This window comes from Paracoccus sp. pheM1, from assembly GCF_018499825.1.
Taxonomy (GTDB): domain Bacteria; phylum Pseudomonadota; class Alphaproteobacteria; order Rhodobacterales; family Rhodobacteraceae; genus Paracoccus; species Paracoccus versutus.
Map to the genome: position 1 here is coordinate 1,473,378 of NZ_JAGXCX010000002.1, position 22,598 is coordinate 1,495,975.

Annotated in this window: 22 protein-coding genes; 10 read left to right on the forward strand and 12 right to left on the reverse strand. The window is 70.2% G+C overall.

From position 1 onward, the window contains the following. Window positions 1–103: 103 nt before the first annotated feature. Window positions 104–1,066: a LysR family transcriptional regulator gene (locus KF941_RS21345; protein WP_214274440.1), complete on the reverse strand. Its 963-nt coding sequence runs from the start codon at window positions 1,064–1,066 to the stop codon at window positions 104–106. Window positions 1,067–1,141: 75 nt separating this feature from the next. Then, window positions 1,142–2,080 (reverse strand): AraC family transcriptional regulator, encoded by a 939-nt coding sequence (locus KF941_RS21350; RefSeq protein ID WP_214274441.1) that lies wholly within the window; start codon window positions 2,078–2,080, stop codon window positions 1,142–1,144. 151 nt (window positions 2,081–2,231) lie between these two features. Here KF941_RS21350 and KF941_RS21355 point away from each other — a divergent pair, with 151 nt between their 5' ends. The 3 genes from KF941_RS21355 to KF941_RS21365 all read left to right on the forward strand — a co-directional run bounded on the left by KF941_RS21355 (window position 2,232) and on the right by KF941_RS21365 (window position 4,811). Beyond that, window positions 2,232–3,005: an SDR family oxidoreductase gene (locus KF941_RS21355; RefSeq protein ID WP_214274442.1), complete on the forward strand. Its 774-nt coding sequence runs from the start codon at window positions 2,232–2,234 to the stop codon at window positions 3,003–3,005. A 14-nt stretch (window positions 3,006–3,019) separates the two neighbouring features. Further along, entirely contained in the window at window positions 3,020–3,886 is an 867-nt protein-coding gene (locus tag KF941_RS21360) for an oxidoreductase (protein WP_214274443.1), read from the forward strand. Between the two features lie 64 nt (window positions 3,887–3,950). Further along, window positions 3,951–4,811 carry an oxidoreductase gene (locus tag KF941_RS21365; RefSeq protein WP_214274444.1) on the forward strand — a complete coding sequence of 287 codons (861 nt, stop codon included), beginning with the start codon at window positions 3,951–3,953 and terminating at the stop codon, window positions 4,809–4,811. Window positions 4,812–4,956: 145 nt separating this feature from the next. On the opposite strand, the gene trxB is transcribed toward KF941_RS21365, so the two are convergent. From trxB to KF941_RS21400, 7 genes are all read right to left on the reverse strand, one after another. Next, window positions 4,957–5,904, reverse strand: a complete 948-nt coding sequence (gene trxB, locus KF941_RS21370; RefSeq protein ID WP_214274445.1) for a thioredoxin-disulfide reductase — start codon at window positions 5,902–5,904, stop codon at window positions 4,957–4,959. Further along, the gene (selA, locus tag KF941_RS21375) at window positions 5,901–7,328 is read right to left on the reverse strand and encodes an L-seryl-tRNA(Sec) selenium transferase (protein WP_214274446.1); all 1,428 of its coding nucleotides are present in this window, start codon (window positions 7,326–7,328) and stop codon (window positions 5,901–5,903) included. Before selA ends, trxB begins: the two co-directional genes overlap by 4 nt. A 77-nt stretch (window positions 7,329–7,405) precedes the next feature. Continuing rightward, window positions 7,406–8,887: a 5-methyltetrahydropteroyltriglutamate--homocysteine methyltransferase gene (locus KF941_RS21380; protein WP_214274447.1), complete on the reverse strand. Its 1,482-nt coding sequence runs from the start codon at window positions 8,885–8,887 to the stop codon at window positions 7,406–7,408. A 51-nt stretch (window positions 8,888–8,938) separates the two neighbouring features. Further along, window positions 8,939–10,510: a hypothetical protein gene (locus tag KF941_RS21385; RefSeq protein ID WP_214274448.1), complete on the reverse strand. Its 1,572-nt coding sequence runs from the start codon at window positions 10,508–10,510 to the stop codon at window positions 8,939–8,941. A 9-nt stretch (window positions 10,511–10,519) separates the two neighbouring features. Continuing rightward, window positions 10,520–11,026, reverse strand: a complete 507-nt coding sequence (locus KF941_RS21390; RefSeq protein ID WP_214274449.1) for a hypothetical protein — start codon at window positions 11,024–11,026, stop codon at window positions 10,520–10,522. Between the two features lies 1 nt (window position 11,027). After that, entirely contained in the window at window positions 11,028–11,390 is a 363-nt protein-coding gene (locus tag KF941_RS21395) for a DsrE family protein (RefSeq protein ID WP_214274450.1), read from the reverse strand. Between the two features lie 29 nt (window positions 11,391–11,419). Then, window positions 11,420–11,650, reverse strand: a complete 231-nt coding sequence (locus KF941_RS21400) for a sulfurtransferase TusA family protein (RefSeq protein ID WP_036760382.1) — start codon at window positions 11,648–11,650, stop codon at window positions 11,420–11,422. A 322-nt stretch (window positions 11,651–11,972) separates the two neighbouring features. Here KF941_RS21400 and KF941_RS21405 point away from each other — a divergent pair, with 322 nt between their 5' ends. Beyond that, the gene (locus KF941_RS21405; RefSeq protein ID WP_214274451.1) at window positions 11,973–13,175 is read left to right on the forward strand and encodes a cysteine desulfurase; all 1,203 of its coding nucleotides are present in this window, start codon (window positions 11,973–11,975) and stop codon (window positions 13,173–13,175) included. A 129-nt stretch (window positions 13,176–13,304) separates the two neighbouring features. Here KF941_RS21405 and KF941_RS21410 read toward each other — a convergent pair whose 3' ends face one another. Further along, window positions 13,305–14,411 carry a transglutaminase domain-containing protein gene (locus tag KF941_RS21410; RefSeq protein WP_214274452.1) on the reverse strand — a complete coding sequence of 369 codons (1,107 nt, stop codon included), beginning with the start codon at window positions 14,409–14,411 and terminating at the stop codon, window positions 13,305–13,307. Window positions 14,412–14,814: 403 nt separating this feature from the next. Between KF941_RS21410 and KF941_RS21415 the strand changes: the two genes are divergently transcribed. From KF941_RS21415 to KF941_RS21425, 3 genes are read left to right on the forward strand one after another with little or no spacing between them, the layout of a single operon-like run. After that, entirely contained in the window at window positions 14,815–15,102 is a 288-nt protein-coding gene (locus KF941_RS21415) for a hypothetical protein (RefSeq protein ID WP_036753487.1), read from the forward strand. Between the two features lie 39 nt (window positions 15,103–15,141). Beyond that, complete coding sequence (locus KF941_RS21420; RefSeq protein ID WP_036753484.1) at window positions 15,142–15,384, forward strand: hypothetical protein; 243 nt, start codon at window positions 15,142–15,144, stop codon at window positions 15,382–15,384. Beyond that, window positions 15,381–16,415, forward strand: a complete 1,035-nt coding sequence (locus KF941_RS21425) for a hypothetical protein (RefSeq protein ID WP_083539109.1) — start codon at window positions 15,381–15,383, stop codon at window positions 16,413–16,415. The genes KF941_RS21420 and KF941_RS21425 overlap by 4 nt, the downstream gene beginning before the upstream one ends. A 39-nt stretch (window positions 16,416–16,454) precedes the next feature. Here the strand turns inward: KF941_RS21425 and KF941_RS21430 are convergent, their stop codons facing one another. Continuing rightward, window positions 16,455–17,441, reverse strand: a complete 987-nt coding sequence (locus KF941_RS21430) for a LysR family transcriptional regulator (RefSeq protein ID WP_214274453.1) — start codon at window positions 17,439–17,441, stop codon at window positions 16,455–16,457. Window positions 17,442–17,510: 69 nt separating this feature from the next. After that, window positions 17,511–18,284 carry an SDR family oxidoreductase gene (locus tag KF941_RS21435; protein ID WP_114536647.1) on the reverse strand — a complete coding sequence of 258 codons (774 nt, stop codon included), beginning with the start codon at window positions 18,282–18,284 and terminating at the stop codon, window positions 17,511–17,513. Window positions 18,285–18,504: 220 nt separating this feature from the next. On the opposite strand from KF941_RS21435, the gene dctP reads away from it, so the two are divergent. The 3 genes from dctP to KF941_RS21450 all read left to right on the forward strand — a co-directional run bounded on the left by dctP (window position 18,505) and on the right by KF941_RS21450 (window position 22,591). Then, window positions 18,505–19,533, forward strand: a complete 1,029-nt coding sequence (dctP, locus tag KF941_RS21440) for a TRAP transporter substrate-binding protein DctP (RefSeq protein WP_083539108.1) — start codon at window positions 18,505–18,507, stop codon at window positions 19,531–19,533. 188 nt (window positions 19,534–19,721) lie between these two features. Then, window positions 19,722–21,677 carry a selenocysteine-specific translation elongation factor gene (gene selB, locus KF941_RS21445; protein ID WP_214274454.1) on the forward strand — a complete coding sequence of 652 codons (1,956 nt, stop codon included), beginning with the start codon at window positions 19,722–19,724 and terminating at the stop codon, window positions 21,675–21,677. Then, a complete protein-coding gene (locus KF941_RS21450; RefSeq protein ID WP_214274455.1) occupies window positions 21,674–22,591 on the forward strand; it encodes an NAD(P)/FAD-dependent oxidoreductase in 918 nt (305 codons plus the stop codon). The genes selB and KF941_RS21450 overlap by 4 nt, the downstream gene beginning before the upstream one ends. Window positions 22,592–22,598 lie beyond the last annotated feature (7 nt).

The window sequence follows — 22,598 nt, forward strand, 5'->3', positions numbered from 1 at the left end:
GTTTGTCAACCGCGGTCGTTGCGCCTTGGCATAGGCGTATCCTATGGCCGCGGCGGATCGCGCCGCCGTCGCGGGCCCAACCCGGCCGCCTGCCCCGATCAGCTCATCCCTGGCGGCTTCTTGCGGCGGGGTCGGGTCGCCGCTGGGCATCCACGCCGCGCGCGCCGACCCAGATGCCGGTCGCGATCAGCTGCTCGACCTCGGCGCGCAGCAGATCCTGCACCGATTGCGCGGCCCGGCCCAGCGGCCGGGCGGCGTTCCAGGCCAGGTTGGCGCGCCGCCACAGCCGGGGCCGCGTAAAGCGGCGCACGGACACCAGGCCCTTCGCCGCCTCTTCGGCGACCGCATGCCAGGGCAGGACCGAACAGCCATAGCCATCCGCCACCAGCCGCTTGATGCAGGGATAGGAGTCGATCTCGATGGCGGGGTCGACCTGCAGGTTCTCGGCGCGCAGGCTGTGCTCGACCATGCGGCGCAGGCCGTGGGCCTCGCTGGGCAGGATCAGCGGGCTGTCCGCCAGGATCGCCAGCCCCGCCTCGTCCGCCGGCGCGCCCGGCGGGGCAAGCAGCACCAGTTCTTCCTCGAGCAGGGGGGACGAGCGCAGGCCGGCTTCCCCGATCTCGCCGTAAAGCACGCCCAACTCGATCCTGCCCTCGCGCAGCCAGTCGCGGACAAAGCCGCTCATCGCCTCGGCGACGACGATCTTGATGCGCGGATATTGCGCGCGCGCCCTGGCGATCAGCGGCACCGACAGGATCACGCTGATCGTGCCCGGCAGGCCGATGCGCACCACCCCCGAGGGCTGGTCGCCCAGGCCCCGCAGCTCTTCCTCCAGGCTGTGCATCTCGGCCAGCAGGCCCCTGGCCCGCGCGGCCAGATGCAGCCCCGCCTCGGTCGGGGTCACGCCGCCTGCGCTGCGCAGCAGAAGCGTGGTGCCCAGTTCCTCTTCCATCTTGCGCACATGCAGCGACAGGGCCGGCTGGGCGACGCCCAGGCTGGCCGCGGCGCGCGAAAACGCGCCCTCGTCCACGATGGCAACGAAATAGCGCATTTGTCGCAGATCCACGTCGGCCTCATCGGTTGGCGGCTGGCGGGCATAGAAGCATGTCTTGCGCCGGATGGCGAGGCGGGGGCGGCCGCCTCAGCGCGGCATCCCGGCGGCGGCCGGGGCTGCCGCCTGCCGCCGATACTGCGTGGGCGAGCAGGCCATGATCCGCTTGAACGCCGTGCTGAACGAGCTTTCGGATTCGTAGCCCAGCGAAAAGGCGATGGCGGCGACGTTCTCGTTGCCGCTGCGCAGCCGGTCCGCCGCCATCAGCATCCGCCAGCGCGCCAGGTAGTCCATGGCCGTGCTGCCCACCAGCGCCTTGAAGCGCTGCGCAAAGACGGTGCGCGAGATCCCGGCGACGCGCGCCAGGTCCTCCAGCGTCCAGCGGCGGGCGGGCTGGGCATGGATGGCGGCGATGGCGGGGCTGATCTGCGGATCGGTCAGCGCCAGCAACCATCCCGGCGGCAGTTCGGTGGCGCTGTCCAGGAACAGCCGCAGCACCTGGACCAGCATCAGATGCGCCAGGTGGGTGGACATCAGCGCGCTGCCCGGCTGCCGGCCGCGCAGCTCGGCGGCCCATTGATCCAGCAGCCAGCGCAGCACCTCGGCCTGGGCCGAGGCCCTGGGAATGTTGACGATGGGCGGCAGCGCGTCGAACAGCACGGCGGCATGGCTGCCGGAAAAGGAAAAGCGGCCGCTGATCAGGAACACCTCGCCGCCGCCGTCATGGACGGCGATCCCGTCGCGGGCGGCGGCCTCGAGGATGGCCTCGCCGCTTGCCGCCGGCAGGGCGGGGTCCGAGGACAGCACGAAGCCGTGCCCGCTGTTCAGCAGGAAGCAATCGCCCTCGTTCAGGCGGATCGGCTGTTGCTGCCCCTCGACCACGCCCCAGCAGTTGCCGCGCATGACGGCGGTGAACTTGATCCCCGCGTGCGGGGGGAAGGCGAAGGACCAGTCCCCCGCGGCATCGAAGCCGGCATAGAACTGACCTTGCGGCCGCAGCAGCGACAACACGTCCGAAAGCGGGTCCATCCTGAAATCCGTACGATCGAATAAGAATAACGGACTTTCTAGCATGGGTCGTTCGCGGATCAATCCCTATCTATGCCCTCGACCGAACGCCTTGCGCGTTCAGCCGCCCGTGGATGGGCGGTCCGGTCCCGTCATTCAAAGGAAAACCGACATGAAACGCTTGCAGGACAAGGTCGCCATCGTCACCGGCGCGGGCAGCGGCACCGGCATGGGCGCGGTGATCGCCCGCGTCTTCGCCGAGGAAGGCGCCACCGTCGTCGTGACCGCCAATGCCAACCGGCAGGAGAACATGGACCGGCTGGTCGCCGAGATCACGGCCAAGGGGCAGCGCGCCTCTGCGGCGGTGCTGGACGTGACGCGGCAGGACCAATGGGTCGCGGTCGTGGCCGATACCATCGACCGCCATGGCCGCATCGACATCCTGATCAACAACGCCGGCACGCCGGGGCCGCGCGACGGCAGCTGGGACAAGGCCACGGCCGAGGATTTCCCCCATGTCATCGACGTGAACCTGAACAGCCAGTTCTACGGCATCAAGGCCGTCGCGCCGCAGATGGAGCGGCAGGGCGGCGGCGCCATCGTCAACATCTCCTCGGCCGCGGGCATCATCGTGTTCCCGGACGTGCCACCGGGCTACAGCGCCTCGAAAGGGGCAAGCCGCCACCTGACCAAGGCCGCGGCGGTGGATTTCGCCCGCCGCGGCATCCGCGTCAACGGCATCTATCCCGGCCTGATCGACACGCCCATGGCCACCCATTTCACCGAAGACCCCGAGATGCTGGAGGGCCTGCTGAGGGGCATTCCCATCGGCCGCGTCGGCACCTCCGAGGAAATCGCCAGGGCGGCGCTGTTCCTGGCCAGCGACGAAGCCTCCTACGTCATCGGCGCCGAGCTGGTGGTCGATGGCGGCCTGACCATCATCTGAGCGAAAGAAAGAACATGAGCTACCAACCGAAAACCTGGCTGATCACCGGCGCCTCGTCCGGCTTCGGCAAGGCGCTGGCCGAGGCGGTCGTCGCCCATGGCGACAATGCGGTGATCACCGCCCGCCGCCTCGACCGGCTGCAAGGGATCGCGCGCGGCCACGAGGATCGCGTGCTGCCGCTGGCCCTGGACGTGACCGATGCGGCTGCGCGCGACAGGGCGGTGGCCAAGACGCTGGCGCGCTTTGGCCGCATCGACGTTCTGGCCAATGTCGCCGGTCGCGGCGTGGCGGGCGCTTGCGAGGAGTTCAGCCTTGCGCAGCTGCGCGAGCAGATGGAGCTGAACTTCTTCGCCGCGGCCGAGATGACCCGCGCCGTGCTGCCGCAGATGCGGGCGCAGGGCGCGGGCAACATCCTGACCGTCAGCTCCATCGCCGGGCTGGTGGCGATGAACGCGGCCGGTCCCTATTGCGCGGCGAAATTCGCCATCGAGGGCTGGACGGAATCGCTGGCCATCGAGGCCAAGCCCTTGGGCATCCACGTCACCCTGGTCGAACCCGGCGCCTTCCGCACCGAATTCGCCGCCGACGCGAACATGCGCCCGGAGATCCGCATCGACGCCTGGCGCCCGATGGTCGAGACCTTCGAGGGCTATCTGGAAAGCTCGGCCGGCAAGCAGATGGGCGACCCGGCGAAGGCCGCGCAGCGGATGCTGGAGGTGGTGGCCAGCGACGCCCCGCCCACGCGCCTGATGCTGGGCCGCGACGCCTGGTCGATCTGGGACGCCACCATCGCCGGGCGCCTGGAGGACATGAACGCCTGGCGCGTGCGCGGCGAGGACACGGCTTTCGACGGTGCCGACGTCGTCGAGATCGCGCTTTAGGCAGCTGCGCAACCCGCCGCCCATCGCGGCACCGACTCCCCATCTTTTCGTAAAGGACAATGACATGAGCAAGATCTGGTTCATCACCGGCGCCTCCTCGGGCTTCGGCAAGGCGCTGGCCGAGGCGGTTCTGGCGCGCGGCGACAGCGCCGTGCTGACCGCCCGCCGCGCCGCCCCGCTGCAAGAGATCGCGGCCGGCCACGGCGACCGCGCCCTTGCGCTCCAGTTGGACGTGACCGACGCCGCCGCCCGCGGCCGGGCGCTGGCGCAGGCGACCGGGCAATTCGGCCGCATCGACGTGCTGGCCAATATCGCCGGCGCGGGCTCATACGGCGCGCTCGAGGAATTCACCCCCGAGCAGATCCGCGCGCAGATGGAGCTGAACTTCTTTGCCGCCGCGGAACTGTCGCGCGCGGTGCTGCCGCAGATGCGCGCGCGGAAGTCTGGCCATATCCTGAACCTGACCAGCATCGCGGGCCTCGTGGCCTTCCCCGGCAGCGGCCTCTACAACGCGTCCAAGTTCGCGCTGGAAGGCTTTACCGAGGCGCTGCATCACGAGGTCAAGCCGTTGGGCATCCGGGTGACGCTGATCGAGCCGGGTGCCTTCCGCACCGGCTTCGCCGGCAGCGCGGCGATGAAGGCCGAGGGCCGGATCCAGGATTACGCGGCGCTGAATGCGGGGATGGAGGACTATTACGCCACCCAGGACGGCCAGCAGATGGGCGATCCGGTCAAGGCCGCGCAGGTCATCATCGACATGGTGGACGGCGACACGGCCTCGGTGCGGCTGATGCTGGGCGAGGACGCATACCAGCTGTGGGAAGGCGCCGTCGCCTCGCGCGCCCGCGACCTGGCGACCTGGCGCCAGCGCGGCGAGGATACGGCCATTCCCGGCGCGCTGAAGAACACCGCCCAGGCGCTGTAGGATCGGCCCCTGCGCCCAGGGCCCGGCGGATGGCATGACGGACGCCGCCCCCGCGCGGGGGCTGCGTTCTTGCTGTCCGGCCGCCGGCCGCCGGCGTCGGCGAAGAAAGCTTCCCGTTGCGCGCCCCGCCGCGGCCCCGTCCGCGTCACATCCCGTCGAGGTAGCGTTCCGCGTCCAGGGCGGCCTGGCAGCCGCTTGCGGCGCTGGTGACGGCCTGGCGATAGATCTGGTCCTGCACGTCGCCCGCGGCGAAGACGCCGGGGATCGAGGTCTGGGTCGCCATGCCGTGCCGCCCGCCCTGGGTGACGATATAGCCGCCGTCCATCTCGATCTGCCCGGCGAAGAGGTCGGTGTTCGGATGATGGCCGATGGCGATGAAGACGCCGTCCACCGCGATCTCGTCGGTGGTCCCGTCCGCGGTGCCGCGCAGCCGGACATGGGTCACGCCGCGGTCGTCGCCCAGAACCTCGTCGATCTGGCTGTTCCAGCGCAGGGTGATCCTGCCGGCGGCGACCTTCTCCATCAGCTTGTCCTGCATGATCTTTTCGCAGCGCAGCCTGTCGCGGCGGTGGACCAGGGTGACATGGCTGGCGATATTGGCCAGATACAGCGCCTCTTCCACCGCGGTATTGCCGCCGCCGACCACGGCGACCGGCTTGGCTTTGTAGAAGAAGCCGTCGCAGGTCGCGCAGGCCGAGACGCCGCGGCCCATCATCGCCTGTTCGGACGCCAGTCCCAGGTATTTCGCCGAGGCGCCGGTGGCGATGATCAGCGCGTCGCAGGTGTAGCTGCCATTGTCGCCCTGCAGCCGGATCGGCCGGGCGGCCAGGTCGGCTGCGTTGATGTGGTCGTGGACATAGCCCGTCTCGAAGCGCTCGGCATGTTGCTGGAAGCGGACCATCAGGTCGGGGCCCTGCACGCCCTCGGCATCGGCGGGCCAATTGTCTACGTCGGTGGTGGTCATCAGCTGCCCGCCATGCGCCATCCCGGCGATGAGCATGGGCCTGAGATTGGCGCGGGCGGCATAGATCGCGGCGGTATTGCCGGCCGGGCCCGAGCCCAGGATGATCAGTTTCGAATGGCGTTCCGTCATGGCAGTTCCTTGGTTGGGGTTGGTTCGGCCAGCAGCGCGGCAAGGCCGGGCAGTTCTTCGACCAGCGGCTGCGGATCGTCGAGGCAGCGCAGGTCCAGCCAGACCGCGCCCTCGGCGATCCGCCCGATCACCGGCAGCGGCAGGCGGCGCAGGGCCCGCGCGATCCGCTCGGCGCTGGCGCCCGGCGCGGGGATGCGCAAGGCCAGGCTCGGCAGTTTTTCCAGCGGCAGCGCGCCCGAGCCGATCTGCGCCTGCGAGGCCGCGATCTCGGGCGTATGGCCGGCCGGCAGGGCGGCGGTCAGCGCGGGCAGGATCGCCTGGGCCATGGCCTGCATCTCGTCGGGCCGCCGGGCCAGGTGGCGCAGGGTCGGCAGCCGGTCCGCCAGCCGGTCGGGGTCGCGGTAAAGCGCCAGCGTCGCCTCCAGCGCCGCCAGCCGCACCTTGTCGAGCCGCAGGGCGCGTTTCAGCGGATGTTTCGCGCACCGTTCCACCAGGTCGCGGCGCCCCGCGATGAAGCCCGCCTGCGGCCCGCCGAGCAGCTTGTCGCCGGAAAACGTCACCAGGTCCACGCCCTCGGCCAGCGCGTCCTGCACGCTGCGTTCATGCGGCAGGCCCCAGCGCGACAGGTCGACCAGCGTGCCCGAGCCCAGGTCGTCGACCAGCGGCAAGCCGTGCCTGCGCGCCACCGGCAGCAGGTCCGGGCAGCGCGTCTCATGCGTGAAGCCCAGCACCTGGTAGTTCGAGGGATGCACCTTCAGCAGCAGCGCGGTGTCGGGGCCGATGGCGCCTTCGTAGTCGCGCAGATGGGTGCGGTTGGTGGTGCCGACCTCGCGCAGGCGGGTGCCGGCGCTTTCCATGATCTGCGGCATGCGGAACGAGCCGCCGATCTCGATCAGCTCGCCGCGCGAGACGATGGTCTCGCGCCCCTGGGCCAGCGCCGCCAGCACCAGCAGAATGGCGGCGGCGTTGTTGTTGACGATGCAGGCGGCCTCGGCGCCGGTGATCTCGGCGACCAGCGCCTGCACGGCATCGTCGCGCTGGCCGCGCCGGCCGGCGTCGAGGTCGTATTCCAGCGCCAGCGGCCCGGTCATGGCGCGGTTGGCGGCCTCGACCGCTCGCGGGGCGTAGACCGCGCGGCCGAGATTGGTGTGCAGCACCGTGCCGGTCATGTTGAGCACGCGCCTCATCGCCGGCGCGCTGCGGCTGTCGAGCCTTTCCAGCGCGGCCCCGGCCACCCTCCGGGCGGCGCTTTCCCGGTCCTCGGCCTCTGCGGTGCCGGCCAGAAGCTGCTGGCGGTATTCGTCCAGCAATTCGCGGATGCAGGCCAGGCTGGCGGCATGGCCATGCGCCTCGACGCAGGCGCGGCCGGCGGGCGTTTGCACGATCTCGTGCAGGGGCGGCAGGGTGGAAAGCTTGGATTGCATCTGTCAGTCCTTTGGGTGCCGGGTTGCTGCGGCCATGATGCGCGGCCCGGCGGCGATGCGACAGGGTCTTGGCGATCTTACCTGAACCTTGCCGCGGCCTGGGCGATGGCGGCGATCTTGTCGCAGGCGAGGTCGCCGCAGCAGATCGGGTTGTCGGCGAAGGTGGCGAAGCCGCAATCGGGATGCAGCAGCACCCGCTCGTGCCCGAACAGGCCGATGGCGCGCGCGATGCGGGCGGCGACCTCGTCCACCGCCTCGGCCGTTTGCAGCTTCTGGTTCACCACGCCCACGCCGATGCGCGCGTCCTCGGGCAGGGCCGTCAGGATCGACATGTCGCCCGCGCGCGGCGTCGCGGCCTCGAGCAGATAGGCGCCCGCGCGGACCTGGGCCAGGGTGTCGATCAGCGGCGCATAGCTGCCGCTCAGCGCCACCGACTCGTCGGGGGTCCAGTTGCCGCGGCAGACATGCAGCGCGATGCGGTCGCGGTCGAAGCCGTCGAAGACCGCGTTCAGCAGGTCGCGGGCAAAGCCCAGCTCATGCTCGGGCGCCAGCGTTTCCGACAGCGCGCCGCACATGAAGCTGCGCTTGTTCTTGGCGCCGGAAAAGACCACGTCCGACAGCACCGGCTCGTCGAACTGGATCAGCGCGGCGCCGGCCTCGACCAGCTCGGCCAGTTCCTCGCGCAGGACGCGCACGATGTCGGTGGCGATCTCTTCGCGGCTGGCATAGGCGCGGTCCGAGATGCATTCCATCCACATGGTCCGGGTCAGCAGATAGGGGCCGGGCAGGGCGACCTTGACCGGCCTGTCGGTCAGCGCGCGGGCGAAATCGACCTCATGCGCGACGACGGGGCGGGTGCGGCGCAGCCGGCCGAAGACCGCCGGGTGGCGCACATCGCCGGCGGGGATGTCGAGCGCGCGCAGTTCGGCCTCGAATTCCTCGGGGTGGTCGACCAGGGGCAGCAGGTCGGTCAGCGGGATCAGCTGGCAGTTTTCCAGCCGGGTGGCGACGAAACTGGCATAGCTGTCGCGGCGCTGTTCGCCGTCGGTGACGACATCGGCGCCGGCGCGTTCCTGCGCGGCGACGGCCAGCCGCACCGCGTCGTCGGCGGTCTGGTGAAAGGCGGCCTCGGACAGGCGGCCCTCGACATGGGCGTGCATGGCCTCGACCATCCAGCGCGGCCGCGGCCACGAGCCCATGCCCATCACCGCCAGCGGCGGCACCGGCGGGACGGGGCGCGCTACCCGCGGCGGCAGGGGGGCCGGTTCGGCGGGAACGGCGGGCGGCGGCTCGGCCCGGCGTTCCGACAGCGCGCCCTTGCAGATCAGGAAGGACCGCTGCCTTCCCTCGCGATGGACCGACAGGAAGGCGTTGCCGGTCATCCGGCACCAGGCCGGCAGATCCTCGTCCACCGAGATCTCGGTCGAGAGGATCTCCAGCAGGCCGCCGCGCGGCAGCGGGTCGATATGCTTGCGGATCAGCAGCAAAAGGCCGTTGCCGCAATCCAGGTCGCCGCCGTCGAAGGACACGTCGGGCGGCAGCGGATGGGGGGTGGTCATGGGCGGTTCCTCCGGCGAAAGGGGGCCGCCGGCTGCCCGGCGGCCCATGGGTCAGCCGCCGCGGCGGCGGGCCAGTTCATAGCCGATCGCGCCCGAGGCGATCACCGCCACGGCAAGCGCCAGCAGCAGCGCGGGCGACAGCGGCGCCCCGGCCGGGACCGGCACCACCGAGGCGGTCATCGGCGCAGCCGCCGGGGCCGGGGCCACGCCGCCCTCGGGCCTGGCCAGCGTTTCCAGCGCGACCTGAGTGCCGTAGCTGCGCGCCAGCAGCGCCCGGCCCAGATCCTTGAAGATCGACTGGCCGGTGACGCGGCCCTGTCCCAGCACCAGGTCCACATTGGCGATCTGCGGCCCGCCCAGATCGGCCGAGCGGTTGCCCTGCCTGTCCTCGACATGCCAGGAGGTGACGTGATCGCCCTCGATGCTGTTGACCACGACCTTGAAATAGCCCTCGGGCCCGTCGACGGACTGGCCGGGTTTCAGGCGGATTTCCTGCTTGTTGGTCAGCATGAAGCCGAAGGCGTGGCCGGTCGGGCAGGTCACGGGCCAGACCGCGAAACGCGGGTCGCGGGCGAAATCGGCGCCGTAGTCGAAGGCGAAGGCATCGTCATAGACCTTGAGGCTGACCTTGCCGTCCTCGAACGCCGCGGGCCAGGGCGACAGGAACGCCACCACGTCGCCATGCTCGAAGACCAGCGCCTTGCGGGCGTCGTGGTCCTCGATCAGCCGGTCGGGCAGCACCGGGCCGAGGGTCTTGGCGGCGACCACCGCGCCGCCCTCGACCAGTTCCACCGTCGCGGTGCCGGCGGCCTCATCCACCGCGGCGACGCGCAGGGTCTGCCCGCCCATGGTCCAGGCGTCGCCCGGCGCGGCGAGGCCCTTGAACACCTCGGTCTCGGCATAGGTCATGCGGTCCATCCGCACCCCGGCCAGCCAGTCGAACACCAGCGCCTCGCGGCTCATCTCGCGCAGCTTGCCCTGGTTGTAGAGCTGGGCGAAGGAATTGCCCCACCAGTTGGGCTCGGTGGTCGAGAATGCGGGCGAGCCGAAGGCCCATTCCCAGTCGAGGCCGGAAATGGTGCGCACATGCAGAGTGTGGTTCACCATCTGCTCGTGCCCGATGCTGGCGTAGTAGTGATAGACGGTGCCGCCCACCGCCACCGCCTGGCCGGCGGGGATGGTCACGTCCCTGTGCAGCACCACGGTCATGTCGTAGTCGATATAGGTCGCGGTCCGGCCCAGGATCGGCACCTTCTCGCCGCGCAGGGCGACCTCGCCGCCCCAGCTGTCCTCCAGATAGGCCAGCCCGCCGGGAGGGATGACGACCTCGCCGTTCTCGACCCGGCTCTGGCGGATCAGCACGCTGTCGTGCTTCAGCGAGCGGCGGTCGAAGTCGTCGAAGGTCTCGAGCCCCTGATGCAACCCCGGCAGGCCCGCGACATAGGACGGGTTCACCCCGCGCTCGGTCGGCAATGAGAACGGGGGCGGGGCGATCTCGGCCGCGGCCATGGGGTTGGCCAGGGGCCAGCCGTCCCTGGGTGGGATCAGCAGGGCGGAATCCTCGGCATGGGCGGGGGTGGCAAGGGCCGCCGCGCAGGCGAGGGAAAGGAAGATGCGTTTCATGGCCATCCCCTATGGGTTCACGCGCCGCGCGGGCAGCGCGCAGGATCCGGCCCGGCGCGAGAGGAACAGCATCCCCCAGCCGGTCAGGGCCAGCGTGTTCACCAGCAACAACCATTTCGGCACGCCCGCCAACACCGATCCGATGACGCCGAGGCCCACCACCGACAGCACCGGGGCAAGGCAGGACACGCAGACCGCGCCAAGCGCCATCAGCCCGCCGCCTGCCGCGATGGCGCCGCCGCCCCTGCGGCCGGTCCGCAGCGCGAAGACGGCGAAGGCCACCGCCACGCCCACCGTGGCCGCCGTCAGATATTCCTGCTTGCGCAGGAAGCTGACGGCGAAGGCGCGGTTGCGGTCGAAGGTCAGGGTGCCGGAGGCGACGAACTCTTCCGGCAGGAAGCCGCAGTCGAGCGCGTCGGCGACCGACCTGGGCATCTCGAACAGCAGGAACGACAGGCCGACATAGGCGGCGCAGGCCAGCAGGAAGGCCGCAAGCATGGGTTTCCAGAGGGTCATGTCAGTAGCAGATCGAGGGGGCGCCGTCGGACATGAACTCGACCAGCTTGGCACCGCCCACCACCTTGGCGCCGGCGATCAGCTTGTCCTCGTCCAGCCCGCGCTTCTTGAAGCAGGGCGAGCAGACGTAGATCTCGCCCCCGGCCTCGGCAAAGCTGGCCATCAGCTCGGCAAGCGGCGCGAAGCCTTCCTCGTGGATGTCGTCGGCATAGCCTTTCTGCGACAGCCGGGTGCCCTCGATCGACAGGAAGACGACGGCCTCCTTGTCCGAGGCGACGGCGGCATTGGCCACCACGAAGCCGACGGTGGCCTTGTCGGTATTGTCGCGGGCGCAGCTGATCGAGACGACGAATTTTCCGGGCATGGGTTTCTCCTGATTGATGCGGGTCGGGTTCAGCTCCAGTCGTCGCGCGACCGGATCCAGAACGAATGGGTGGCCGGGTCGTGGCGCAGCAGGTCGCAACGCGTCATGCGGCACCAGGCGGGAATGTCCTCGGGCGCGCCGGGATCGGTGGCGACGACGCGCAGCACCCGCCCCGGCATCTTGCGCAAGCGGATGCGCAACAGCACCACCAGCTCGCCGCAGCCGAGCGCGCCGGCATCGAAGACGGTTTCGTCGGTCATTCCGGCTGGTCCTCGGCCAAGGCCCGGCTGCCGGATCGGGGCGATCCGGGGTTCGGGGCGGGATGGGGATGATGGAACGGCGCAGGCCGGCCTTTGCGGCACCGCGCGCGGTCAGGGCGTGTCCAGCTAATCCATCTGCAAGGCTCCTCCCTCGCATTGTCGCCTGCAGCTTGGTCGGGCCGGGCAAGGCTGTCAACCAAGGGCACAGCCCCGCCTATGAATGGCATAGGGGCGGCTGTTTGTTGCGCCCCGGCCTTGCGCCGTGGTTGGGTTCATGCATGCCCGCCCGCATCGGCGGGCGCGACCAGGAACGGAGAGACCCATGATCGAGACGCTGGAGCTGCGCGGTGACTTCCCGATCCTTGCGCGCAGGGTGAACGGCAAGCCGCTGTGCTATCTGGACAGCGCCTCTTCGGCGCAGAAGCCGCGGGCGGTGCTGGATGCGGTGATGTCCGCCTATGCCGAGGATTATTCCAACGTGCATCGCGGGCTGCACCACCTGTCCGCCGTGATGACCGAGCGCTACGAATCCGTGCGCGGCATCGTCGCCGATTTCCTGAACGCCGACGAGGACGAGGTGATCTTCACCTCGGGCGCGACCGAGGGGATCAACCTGGTCTCTGCCGCCTGGGCCGCGCCGCGGCTGGGGCCGGGCGACGAGATCGTGCTGACCGCGGCCGAGCATCACGCCAATGTCGTGCCCTGGCATTTCCTGCGCGAACGCCAGGGCGTGGTGCTGAAATGGGTCGATTTCGATGCCGGCGGCTGGCTCGACCCGCAGGCGGTGATCGACGCCATCGGGCCGCGGACGCGGCTGGTCGCGGTCACGCAGATGTCGAACGTGCTGGGCGTCGAAGTCGACCTGGCCGCCATCTGCGCCGGTGCGCGGGCGCGGGGCGTGCCGGTGCTGGTCGATGGCGCGCAGGGCGCAGTGCATGCGCCGGTGGACGTAAAGGCCATCGGCTGCGATTTCTATGCGCTGGCGGGGCACAAGCTCTATGGCCCCTCGGGCTCGGGCGCGCTCTGGGTCCGGCGCGAGCGGGCGGCCGAGATGCAGCCCTATCGCGGCGGCGGCGACATGATCCGCGAGGTCACGCGCGAGGCCGTGACCTATGCCGCCCCGCCCCTGCGATTCGAGGCTGGAACCCCGGCGATCGTCGCCCAGATCGGCCTGGGCGCCGCGCTGCGCTATCTCGGCGGCATCGGCATGGCGCGCATCCGCGCGCATGAGCAGGCCCTGGTCGCCCATGCGCAGGCGGAACTGGCCAAGGTGCCGGGGATCGAGCTGTTCGGCATGGCGCCGGGCAAGGGGCCGCTGTTCTCGTTCCGGCTGGAGCGGGTGGGATCGCCGCAGCGCCTGGCGGCGCTGCTGGACCAGGAGGGCATCGCCGTGCGCGCCGGCTCCTTCTGCTCGCAGCCGCTGATGGCCTCGCTGGGGGTCACGGCGCTGTGCCGCGCCAGCCTGGGCCTTTATACCACGCGCGAGGACATCGACCGGCTTTGCGCCGCGCTCTGCGCCCTGTGACCCTCGAAGCCGCCTGACATACCCAGCCAGTGCGACAGGCCGGCGGTGGGGGCGAGGCCGAAAGACGCCTCGCTGCGGCCCTTGGACAGGCAGGCATCCGGGACCGGAACGCCTGCCCGAGGGGCTTGCTCAGACCTCTTGCGCGGTCATCTCGTAGGAGAATGCCTTGGCGTCCAGCTCGTCCAGCCGTCCCTGGGCGTTCAGGCCCTGCGGATACATCAGGAAGGGCAGGGCCGGGGCGCCGTTCGCGCCGGGCAGGGTCACGTCGCTGGCGGTGTTGTAGGCGACCCAGTTGCCTTCCCAATTGCCGAAAAGCGCCGCATTGACGGGTGCGACCAGCGGGTCGGCCGGATCCTTGATCCAGCGGTCCGTCTCGGCCCGCATCACCTTCAGCACGTCCGCCGGGTCCATCGCCACCCAGCCGTGGCCCGCCAGCCAGACCTCGGCCCGGCAATGTTGCGCGCCGGTCACGTCGGGGCTGTTCGCGCCCAGCTGCTTGTAGCCGAAGGCCGAGGGCGCCACCCGCACGCCGTAGATGTCGCGCGCCGGCACGCCCGCGGCGCGGGCAAGACCCACGAAAAGCCCGTTCAGGTCGGCGCATTTGCCGCCAAGGCCCGCGCTGGTCAGCGTGGCCTGGATGTCGCCGGGGCCGCAGCCGGGGGTGTCGAGGTTGCGATGGCAATTTGTGACGATCCAGGCATAGATCGCGGCGATCTTCTCGCGGTCGGTGGTGGCGCCCTGGGTGATCTCGCGCGCGCGGTCCAGCACCACGCCGTCCAGCGGCTTGAGGCTGGAGCCCTGCAGCGCGGCTTCCAGCACCGCCGGGTCTTCCTGCACCGCCGAGGTGCGGCTCCAGTCCACGGTGCGGTTGCGGGTCTGGATGCGGCTGACCAGCTCGACCGTGGGCTCGGCGACCGAGGCGTCGAAGCGCGCGTGCAGCATCCGCGCCCCGCTGGCCGGATCGGTGACGAAGGCGGCTTCGCTGGCATTGCCGGTCACGCTGTCGTCCAGCGAGCGCTGGTAGTCCGACTGGGCCGAGGGCACCGGCAGCCAGATCTGCGTGGGGCCCTGCGGCGCAAGCCTGACCCGCGTGCGCAGCTCGAAGCTGCGCCAGTCGCCGGGCGCGGGGGCGAAGCCGCGAGGTTCGGGCGCCGCCCGCAGCAGGCCCGGCACCGCGGGGATCGCGGCGGCGGCCAGGGCGAGTTTCAACAGGTTGCGTCGGCTGGTGCTGGGCATGGTCTGGTCCTCTGGTTGCGGGAGGGTGCCGGGATGATGCGGGGTGCTGCCGCAACTGCCATCGGAACCTCCGACGTTGCACGGGGTCGCGTTCGGCTGGACAGCCACGACACATGCAGCCTAGTCGGCGGCGGCCGGCACCGTCAACGAATCTGAAGCGGGCCTATGAATGCCATAGGAGCCAGGGGAGGCCGTTCCGGCACGTCGCCGGCCTTGCCCCATGCGAGCGCCCGCGCCGCGCCGGTCCACGGCCGGGCCTGTCCCCCCGCCATGCCTAGGCGCGCCGCGGCTTTGGCATAGGGGGCGCCTATGCGGCCCGCTCGGCGATTGCCTCACGGGCCGTTCTGCCGGATCATCCAGGGCGCCAGGGCCATCGCGCCCCCCGCGTTTTCAGGAGGGAACCATGACGGAACGACTGTTTATCCATGATCCGCGCGCCAAGGCCCGCGATGCCGCGGCGCAGCTTTATCCCAAGATCGACGGCTTGCAGGGCAAGACCATGGTGGTGCTGAACAACCACTGGACCTGCATGGACGAGATGATCGACCATCTGGGCACCGCGCTGAAGTCGCGCTATGGCGTCAAGGACGTGATCCAGTTCGACGTCCCGGTCAGCACCGCCGTCGACGAGGCCGTGATCGCCGAGGCCGCCCGGCTGGGCGATTTTGCCGTCGTCGGCCTGGCCAACTGAGGCTCATGCACGTCGTGGAGTGTCCATGACTGCATCGAATTGACCAAACGCGGAATCCCCTCGGTCGTCTTTGTCACCGAACGCTTCACCGCGCTTGCCAGGATGGCGCGCACGGGACGGGGAATGCCGGATCTGCCCACCATCGTCTTTCCGCTCAACCCGCAATTCTACGCGGAGGGAGAGGTGGCGCGCGTCACCGAAACCATCGTCGAGACCTATGTCGGCCTGATCGCACCGGGCGCTGTCGGGGCGGGGCGGCAAGGCGGGGGAGATACGGAATGAACCAGCAGAACGCCGCCATGATCGAGGCGCCGGCCGATCCGGCCGAGCTGTTCGACACGCTCTATCGCATGGGACTGACCGACGGCATGCCGGTCATCCCGCCCACCGACGACCTGGTGCAGCGGTTCATCGCCGCATCGGGCCGGCCCGGCTCGGACGAGATCGCCGTGATCCCGCCGGCCAACCATCTGGCCACCGTGACGGGGATCGCGGTCAACGCCGTCATGGCCGGCTGCCTGCCGGAATACATGCCGGTGCTGATCGCGGCGGTCGAGGCGCTGGTCGAGCCGCAGTTCAACCTGTTCGGCGTCGCCACCACCACCAACCCGGTCGGGCCGCTGATCCTGGTCAACGGCCCGGTCCGGCAGCAGCTGGACCTGAACTGCGGGCGCAATGCGCTGGGTCCGGGGCGGCGGGCGAATGCCACCATCGGCCGGGCGATCCGGCTGATCATGCTCAACATCGGCGGCGCCATCCCCGAAGAGGTGGACAAGGCCACCCTGGGCCAGCCGGGCAAATACACCATGTGCCTGGGCGAGGCCGAGGAGGAAAGCCCCTGGGTGCCCTTGCATGTCGAGCGCGGCTTCGAGCCGGAGGACAGCACCGTCACCGTGGTCGGCGTGCAGGACATCGGCAACATGTTCGTGTGCTTCCAGCAGGCCGAAAGCATCCTGCGCACGCTGGCCAGCGGCATGGTGTCCTTTGCCGCCAACAACATGCTGCTGGGCGAAGGCAACCCGATCCTGTTCCTCAATCCCGGCCATGCCGACCTGCTGGCCAAGCAGGGCTACGACAAGCCGCGCATCCGCGAGGAGCTGTTCCGCCGCGCCACCTTTCCGGCCAGCGAACTGCCCCAGGAGGTCAGCGCGGTCGAGCAGAACTCGCGCAACATCATCGACGGCAGGAACATGGTCACGGCCAGGGCCGAGGACATCCTGATCGCGGTGGCGGGGGGCCCCGAGGCCTATCACAACTCGTATTGCGCGACCTTCGGCAACATGGCGGTGACGAAGAAGATCCGGCTGCCCTGAACCAGGCGCGGGGTGCGCCCCGGCGCACCCTGACGCGCCTCAGTCGCCGGCCGGTTTCAGCAGCCGCGCCTTCAGGCGATAGCGGGCGATCATCTCGGCCAGCACCGACAGGATCATCCGCTCGACCAGCAGGCTGGCCGAGGACACCGGCCGGTCGCGCCGGCGCAGCAGATAGGCGGTATGGGTCGGTGCCGGCTCGCGGAAGGGGACCAGCACCAGCGTTCCGTTCGCCACCTCCTTGACCACCGCGGCATGGGACAGGACGATATGCGCGCTGGCCCGGCTGGCGAATGTCACCAGGCTCAGCAGCGAATCCAGCTCCAGCAGCGGTTTCAGTTCGCATTTATGCGCCTTGGCCAGGCGATCCAGCATCAGTCGCATCGGGTTCTGCTTTGCCGGCAGGACCAGCGGCAGATCCGCCAGGCGATCGAAGGCGATGGCCTTCTGCGCCAGGCCGTCGATGACCGGGCTTTCGCTCCAGTTGTCCGAGGCGGCGACCAGGAACAGCTCTTCCTCGAAGATCGGCTGCGCGGCGAAGGCGTCGAAATCCGCCCCGCCATAGCAGACCGCAAGGTCCAGCGCGCCGCTGGCCAGCTGCTCCAGCAGGACCGTGGTGGTCGCCTCGGTGATCTGCACGCGGATGTCGGGATGCTCGTGGGCGATGCTGTCGGCCAGCGGCACCGCCATCAGCCCGGTCAGCGTCATCGGCAGGCCGACCGCGATCTCGCGCCGGCTCTGGTGGCCCAGCTTCTGGACCTGCTCCAGCGCGGTGTCGATGGTGTCCAGCACCTGCCGCCCGGTCTCGGCCAGGGTGGCGCCGGCCTCGGTCAGGATCACGCCATGCTTGCCGCGCACCAGCAGCGCGGTGTCGAGATCCTGTTCAAGCCGGGACAGCGCCTCGGACAGCGAGGGCTGGGCGATGCCCAGCCGGGCGGCGGCGCGGGTGATGCTGCCGCATTCCGCCACCATGGTCACGTAGCGCAGCTGCCGCAGCTCCAACCGCGGCGGCTTGTCCACGGCCGTCATGGCCGGGCATGTCCGGCAAGCGCCGGTATGGCTGGTCGGGACATGCCGCGCCTCCTCCGCCCGCAACGGTCAGGCGAGCATTTGCAGGTCGCCGTCGATGCTGATCGCCTGCCCCGAGATCGAGCGCCCCCGCGGCGAGGCCAGATAAGCGATCATGTCAGCCACCTCCCCGGCCTTCAACATCCTTTTGATCGAGGCATGGGCCAGCCAATCCTGCGCCACCGCCTCGGGGCTGCGGCCCTGCGCCTGGGCATTCGCCGCCAGCACGCGCTGCAGCCGGTCGCCGTCGATGATGCCGGGCAGCACGGCGTTGCAGCGGACCCCCGCCGGTCCCAGCTCGCGCGAGAGCGTGCGGGTCAGGCCCAGGATGCCCGATTTCGCCGCGGCATAGGCCGAGCGGTTGGTAAAGCCGAACTTCCCCGCCGCCGAGGACAGGTTGACGATCGAGCCGTTCGCCGAGCGCCGAAGATGCGGCACGGCAAAGCGGCAGCAGTAATACTGCCCGAACAGGCAGACCCGCAGGCAATGTTCCCAGGCCGCGATCTCGGTTTCCTCGACCGGGGCCAGCGGCCCCGAGACGGCGGCATTGTTGACGAGACAGTCGAGCCCGCCCATGGCCTGCACCGCCGCGGCCAGCATCCGCTCGACCGATTGCGGGTCGGCCACGTCGCAGGCGCCCAGCGACAGCCCGTCCTGCCGGCCAAGCCGGCCAAGCGCCGCCTCGTCGATGTCGCAGGCATGGACGCGCGCGCCCTCTGCCAGGAAACGGCGCACGATTTCCGCGCCCAGCCCCAGGGCGCCCCCGGTGACGACGACGCGCAACCCCTTGATGTCCAGATCCATTGCCGCCCCTCCCCTCGTCATGGCCCGGTTCCCCGCAAGCCTAGCGGCCCGGCGGTGGCGGGGAATACCGGCGCGGCCCGATGTCGATCATAGGCGGTGCCTATGCAGGTGCTTTCGTCGTAGGTGCGCGCTGGAAATTGCCGCATCATCCCCGCGTCCGGGTGGAGGAGACGCCCGATCGCCAGGCCCCGGCCGGCGAAGACAGATCAGGGAGGACATCATGATTTCATGGAAAGCCGTGTTCCGACAGGGCAGCCGCCTCGCCGGTCCCGCCGCGGCGCTGGCGCTGCTGGCCGGGCCCGCGATGGCGGAGGACACGATCACGCTGAAGGTCGCGCATCTGCTGCCGGCGGATGTCTATATCTGGAAGCAGGGCGGCCAGGTCATGACGGACGAGATCACCGCCAGGACCGGCGGCCGCGTCCGCTTCGAGGTCTATCCGGCGGGCCAGCTGGGCAAGGACATGCTGTCGGTGCTGTCCTCGGGGATCGCCGACATCGCCTTCTTCGTCCCGCAATATTCCCCCGACAAGCTGCCGCTTTCGACCGCGGGCGAGCTGCCGGGGCTTTACGATTCGTCCTGCGAAGGCACGCATATGGTCTGGGACATCGTGAAGCCCGGCGGCCTTCTGGGCGACAGCGAATACAAGGCGCAGGGCATGCGCGTGCTTTTCGCCAACGTGATCCCGCCCAACGTGCTGATGACCACCAGGGTCCGGCCCGAGGGGATCGAGGCGATCAAGGGGCTTAAGATCCGCGCGAACGGCAATGCCGTCGGCAAGACCGCCAGCCAGCTGGGCGCCGTGCCGATCCAGGCCCCGGTGGGCGAGCTTTACGATTCGCTCAGCCGCGGGACCATCGACGGGACGTTCTATCCCTATGTCAGCCTGCCCGACTTCGACCTGGAGAACCTGCTGAAATACTCGGTCCACGGCCCGCGCTTCGGCGGCAACCTGGTCGGCTTCGCCATCAGCGAGGCCAGCTGGAACAAGCTGCCCGAGGACGTGCGGCAGATCGTGGCCGAGGCCGGGCTGAAGGCGCAGGACCAGCTTTGCAGCTACGAGGATCGCGAGACCCTGGTGATCCGCGACCGGATCGTGGCCGAGAACGGCCATAGCGTCGTCGAGCTGACCCCCGAGCAGATCGTCCAGTTCGAGGAGAAATTCGAGGGCGTGGTCGCCGCCTGGGCGCAGGACATGACCAAGGCCGGGCTGGACGCGCAATCCGTGCTGGATGCGCTGAAGCAATAGCCCTGGGGGCGCGGTCCCCGTGCCGGATGGGCCAGGGGTGGCCGCGATGCCCCCGTGGCCCGCGCGGCCCGCCGGGGCCGGACGCAAGCCGGATCTTCGACAACAATGGAGCGTGCCATGGTTTCCCGCAGCGCCATCTTTCTGCGCAACGGCCTGCCGCATCGGGCCCGGCCCGTGGCGGGGCGGCCATGATCGTCGCCACGGCCGGCCATATCGACCACGGCAAGACCACGCTGGTCCGTGCCTTGACCGGGATGGAGACCGACCGGCTGAAAGAGGAAAAGGCCCGCGGCATCTCGATCGAGGTCGGCTTTGCCCATCTGCCGCTGGACGACGGCCGCATGCTGAGCTTCATCGACGTGCCGGGGCACGAGCGCTTCATCCGCAACATGCTGGGCGGGGTCTATGCCGTGGGCCATGCCCTGCTGGTGGTGGCGGCCGACGACGGGGTGATGCCGCAGACCCGCGAGCATCTGCATATCCTCGGCCTGCTCGGGCTGCGCGACGGCACGGTGGTCATCACCAAATGCGACCGGGCCGGCCCCGACAGGATCGCGCAGGTCCGCGCCGAGGTCGACGAGCTGCTGGAAAGCGCGGGCTTCCCGCCCTTTCCGCAGATCGCCGTCTCGGCAACGACTGGCGCGGGGATCGGGGCGCTGCGGCATCGGCTGGCCGAGGTCGCAGCCCTGGAAAGCCCGCCGGAAAGGCCGGATGGCGCCTGGCCGCGCTTTGTCGTGGACCGCGTCTTCGTCGCCGCCGGCAGCGGCACGGTCCTGCGCGGCACCCTGCTGGCCGGAGAGGTGCGGATCGGCGACAGCCTGCTGGTCAGCCCCGCCGGCATCCGCGGCCGGGTGCGCAAGCTGCAGCGCCACGGCCAGGCGGTCGAGCTGGTCCGCGCGGGCGAGCGCTGCGCGATCAACCTGGCCAATCTCGACCATGCCTCGGTGGCGCGTGGCGATTGGCTGGTCCACCCCGAGGCCGATCACGTGACCGACCGCATCGACGTGCGCATCCGGGTTCTGCGGGGCGAGGCGCGGGCCCTGGCGCATTGGACGCCGCTGCATCTGCATATCGGCGCCGCCGACATCCCGGCCCGGCTGGCGCTGCGCCGCGGCGGCGCCATCGAGGCCGGGCAGGAGGCGCTGGCGCAGCTGCGGCTGGATCGCCCGGTCCATGCCGCGCATGGCGACCGGCTGATCATCCGCGACCAATCGGCCAGCCGGACCATCGGCGGCGGCTTCGTGGTCAATCCCTTTCCGCCCTCTCGCCGCAGCCGGCGGAGCGCGGTTTTGCAGGCGCTGGACGGCCGCGACCGGCGGGCGGGCTTGCTGGCGCTTCTGGACGGCCTGCCGGACGGGGTGCCGATGGACTGGTTCGCCCGCATCCATACCATGCCGCTGCCGCAGGCGCTGGAGCTGCTGCCCCAGGGGGCGCCGCTGACCAGGACGCGCATCCCCACCGCCTTTTCCTTCATGCGCGCCGAGCGGCTGGGCCTGCGCGCCGCCGAGGCGGTGGCGCGCTTTCACGCCGCCCGGCAGGATGCCAGCGGGATCGAGCTGAGCCGGCTGCACAAGGAAATCGCGCCCGGACAGGAGGCCGAGGTCTTTGCCGACCTGGTCCGGCAATGCGCCGCGGGCTGGGAGCTGGAATTGGTCGGCTCGCAATTGCGGCTGGCCGGCTTCGATTCCACGGCAAACCCGCAGGACAAGCAAAGCTGGTCGCTGATCTGGCCGATCCTGGAAGATGCCGGCTTCCAGATCCCCAGTGCCCGCGAACTGTCGGTCCAGACCAGCATCCCCTTGCAGAAGGTCCGCGACCTGCTTCACCGCAAGGCCGCCCTGGGCGAGGCGGTCAAGATCACGCCCGAGCGCTTTGCCCTGCCCGAAACCGTCGAGACGCTGGCCCGCAAGGCGGCCGAGACGGCGCGGCGGTCCGCGGACGGGCTGTTCAGCGCCGCGGACTACCGCGACGTGATCGGGACCGGGCGCGCCCTTGCCATCGAGATCCTGGAATGCCTGGACCGGCAGGGGGTCACGCTTCGCCAGGGCAATGTCCGCTTGCTGCGGGCCGGGCATGACGCGACGGCCGCGACCGCGGCCGGGCCGGCGCATCCACCCCGCATCCAGAACAGGAGAACGAGATGAGCAATCCCTACGACATCTTCATCATCGGCTCCGGCGTCGCCGGCATGGCGGCGGCCGGGCAGGCCGCGCAACGGGGGCTCAGGGTCGCCCTGGCCGAAGGTGGCATGTTCGGCGGGCTGGTGCTGAACATCAACAGGCTCTGGCCAGGCCCCGAGGGCATGCCGGAATCCGGCGTCGACCTGTCGGCCGAGCTGATGATGCGCGCCACCGAGCTGGGGGTGGAAAACATCCCCGAACATGTGACCGCCATCGAGCCGGGCGAAGGCGGCGGCTGGACCGTCGTCACCGGCGCCGCACGCCACGCCGCGCGCAGCGTGATTGTCGCCAGCGGCGCCGGCCACCGCGCGCTCGGCATCCCCGGCGAGGCCGAGTTCGAGCATCGCGGCGTCTCGCATTGCGCCGATTGCGACGGCCCGATGGTGCACGGCAAGCCCGGCATGGTGGTGGGCGGCGGCGATTCCGCCCTGCAGGAGGCGCTGATCCTGGCCGAATACTGCCCGGTCGTGCATCTGGTCCATCGCGGCGACCGCTTTACCGCGCGCCCGGATTTCGTCGAGGCGGTCGGGGCCGCGGCGCCGATCTCGGTCCGCTTTGGCACCGTGGTCGAGGCGCTGGAGGGCGCGGGCGGGCTTTCCCATGCCCGGCTGCGCGACCTGCGCAGCGGCGCGCAGGACCGGGTCGAGGTGCAGGGCTTCTTCGCCATGGTCGGGCTGGTGCCGAATACCGGCTTCCTGCCGCCGGGCGCGGTGCAGGGCCAGGAACCGCTGGCCGTCGACGACCATCTCGAGACATCGTTGCCGGGTATGTATGCCATAGGTGCGGTGCGCGCGGGGTTTGGCGGCGAGGTCGGCCATGCGCTGGAAGATGCGAACCGGGCCGTGGCGGCGATCTGCGCCCGGCTGCAGGCCGCCTGAGGGGCGG

Bases quoted from the DNA above. Each gene is read 5' to 3' on its own strand.
- dctP (WP_083539108.1), top strand. From the start codon at position 18,505: ATGATTTCATGGAAAGCCGTGTTCCGACAGGGCAGCCGCCTCGCCGGT.
- KF941_RS21435 (WP_114536647.1), bottom strand. From the start codon at position 18,284: ATGGATCTGGACATCAAGGGGTTGCGCGTCGTCGTCACCGGGGGCGCC.
- KF941_RS21425 (WP_083539109.1), top strand. From the start codon at position 15,381: ATGAACCAGCAGAACGCCGCCATGATCGAGGCGCCGGCCGATCCGGCC.
- KF941_RS21365 (WP_214274444.1), top strand. From the start codon at position 3,951: ATGAGCAAGATCTGGTTCATCACCGGCGCCTCCTCGGGCTTCGGCAAG.
- KF941_RS21410 (WP_214274452.1), bottom strand. From the start codon at position 14,411: ATGCCCAGCACCAGCCGACGCAACCTGTTGAAACTCGCCCTGGCCGCC.
- KF941_RS21415 (WP_036753487.1), top strand. From the start codon at position 14,815: ATGACGGAACGACTGTTTATCCATGATCCGCGCGCCAAGGCCCGCGAT.
- KF941_RS21380 (WP_214274447.1), bottom strand. From the start codon at position 8,887: ATGACCACCCCCCATCCGCTGCCGCCCGACGTGTCCTTCGACGGCGGC.
- KF941_RS21395 (WP_214274450.1), bottom strand. From the start codon at position 11,390: ATGCCCGGAAAATTCGTCGTCTCGATCAGCTGCGCCCGCGACAATACC.
- KF941_RS21430 (WP_214274453.1), bottom strand. From the start codon at position 17,441: ATGACGGCCGTGGACAAGCCGCCGCGGTTGGAGCTGCGGCAGCTGCGC.
- KF941_RS21350 (WP_214274441.1), bottom strand. From the start codon at position 2,080: ATGGACCCGCTTTCGGACGTGTTGTCGCTGCTGCGGCCGCAAGGTCAG.
- selB (WP_214274454.1), top strand. From the start codon at position 19,722: ATGATCGTCGCCACGGCCGGCCATATCGACCACGGCAAGACCACGCTG.
- KF941_RS21390 (WP_214274449.1), bottom strand. From the start codon at position 11,026: ATGACCCTCTGGAAACCCATGCTTGCGGCCTTCCTGCTGGCCTGCGCC.
- trxB (WP_214274445.1), bottom strand. From the start codon at position 5,904: ATGACGGAACGCCATTCGAAACTGATCATCCTGGGCTCGGGCCCGGCC.
- KF941_RS21385 (WP_214274448.1), bottom strand. From the start codon at position 10,510: ATGAAACGCATCTTCCTTTCCCTCGCCTGCGCGGCGGCCCTTGCCACC.
- KF941_RS21400 (WP_036760382.1), bottom strand. From the start codon at position 11,650: ATGACCGACGAAACCGTCTTCGATGCCGGCGCGCTCGGCTGCGGCGAG.
- KF941_RS21450 (WP_214274455.1), top strand. From the start codon at position 21,674: ATGAGCAATCCCTACGACATCTTCATCATCGGCTCCGGCGTCGCCGGC.
- KF941_RS21355 (WP_214274442.1), top strand. From the start codon at position 2,232: ATGAAACGCTTGCAGGACAAGGTCGCCATCGTCACCGGCGCGGGCAGC.
- KF941_RS21360 (WP_214274443.1), top strand. From the start codon at position 3,020: ATGAGCTACCAACCGAAAACCTGGCTGATCACCGGCGCCTCGTCCGGC.
- selA (WP_214274446.1), bottom strand. From the start codon at position 7,328: ATGCAATCCAAGCTTTCCACCCTGCCGCCCCTGCACGAGATCGTGCAA.
- KF941_RS21405 (WP_214274451.1), top strand. From the start codon at position 11,973: ATGATCGAGACGCTGGAGCTGCGCGGTGACTTCCCGATCCTTGCGCGC.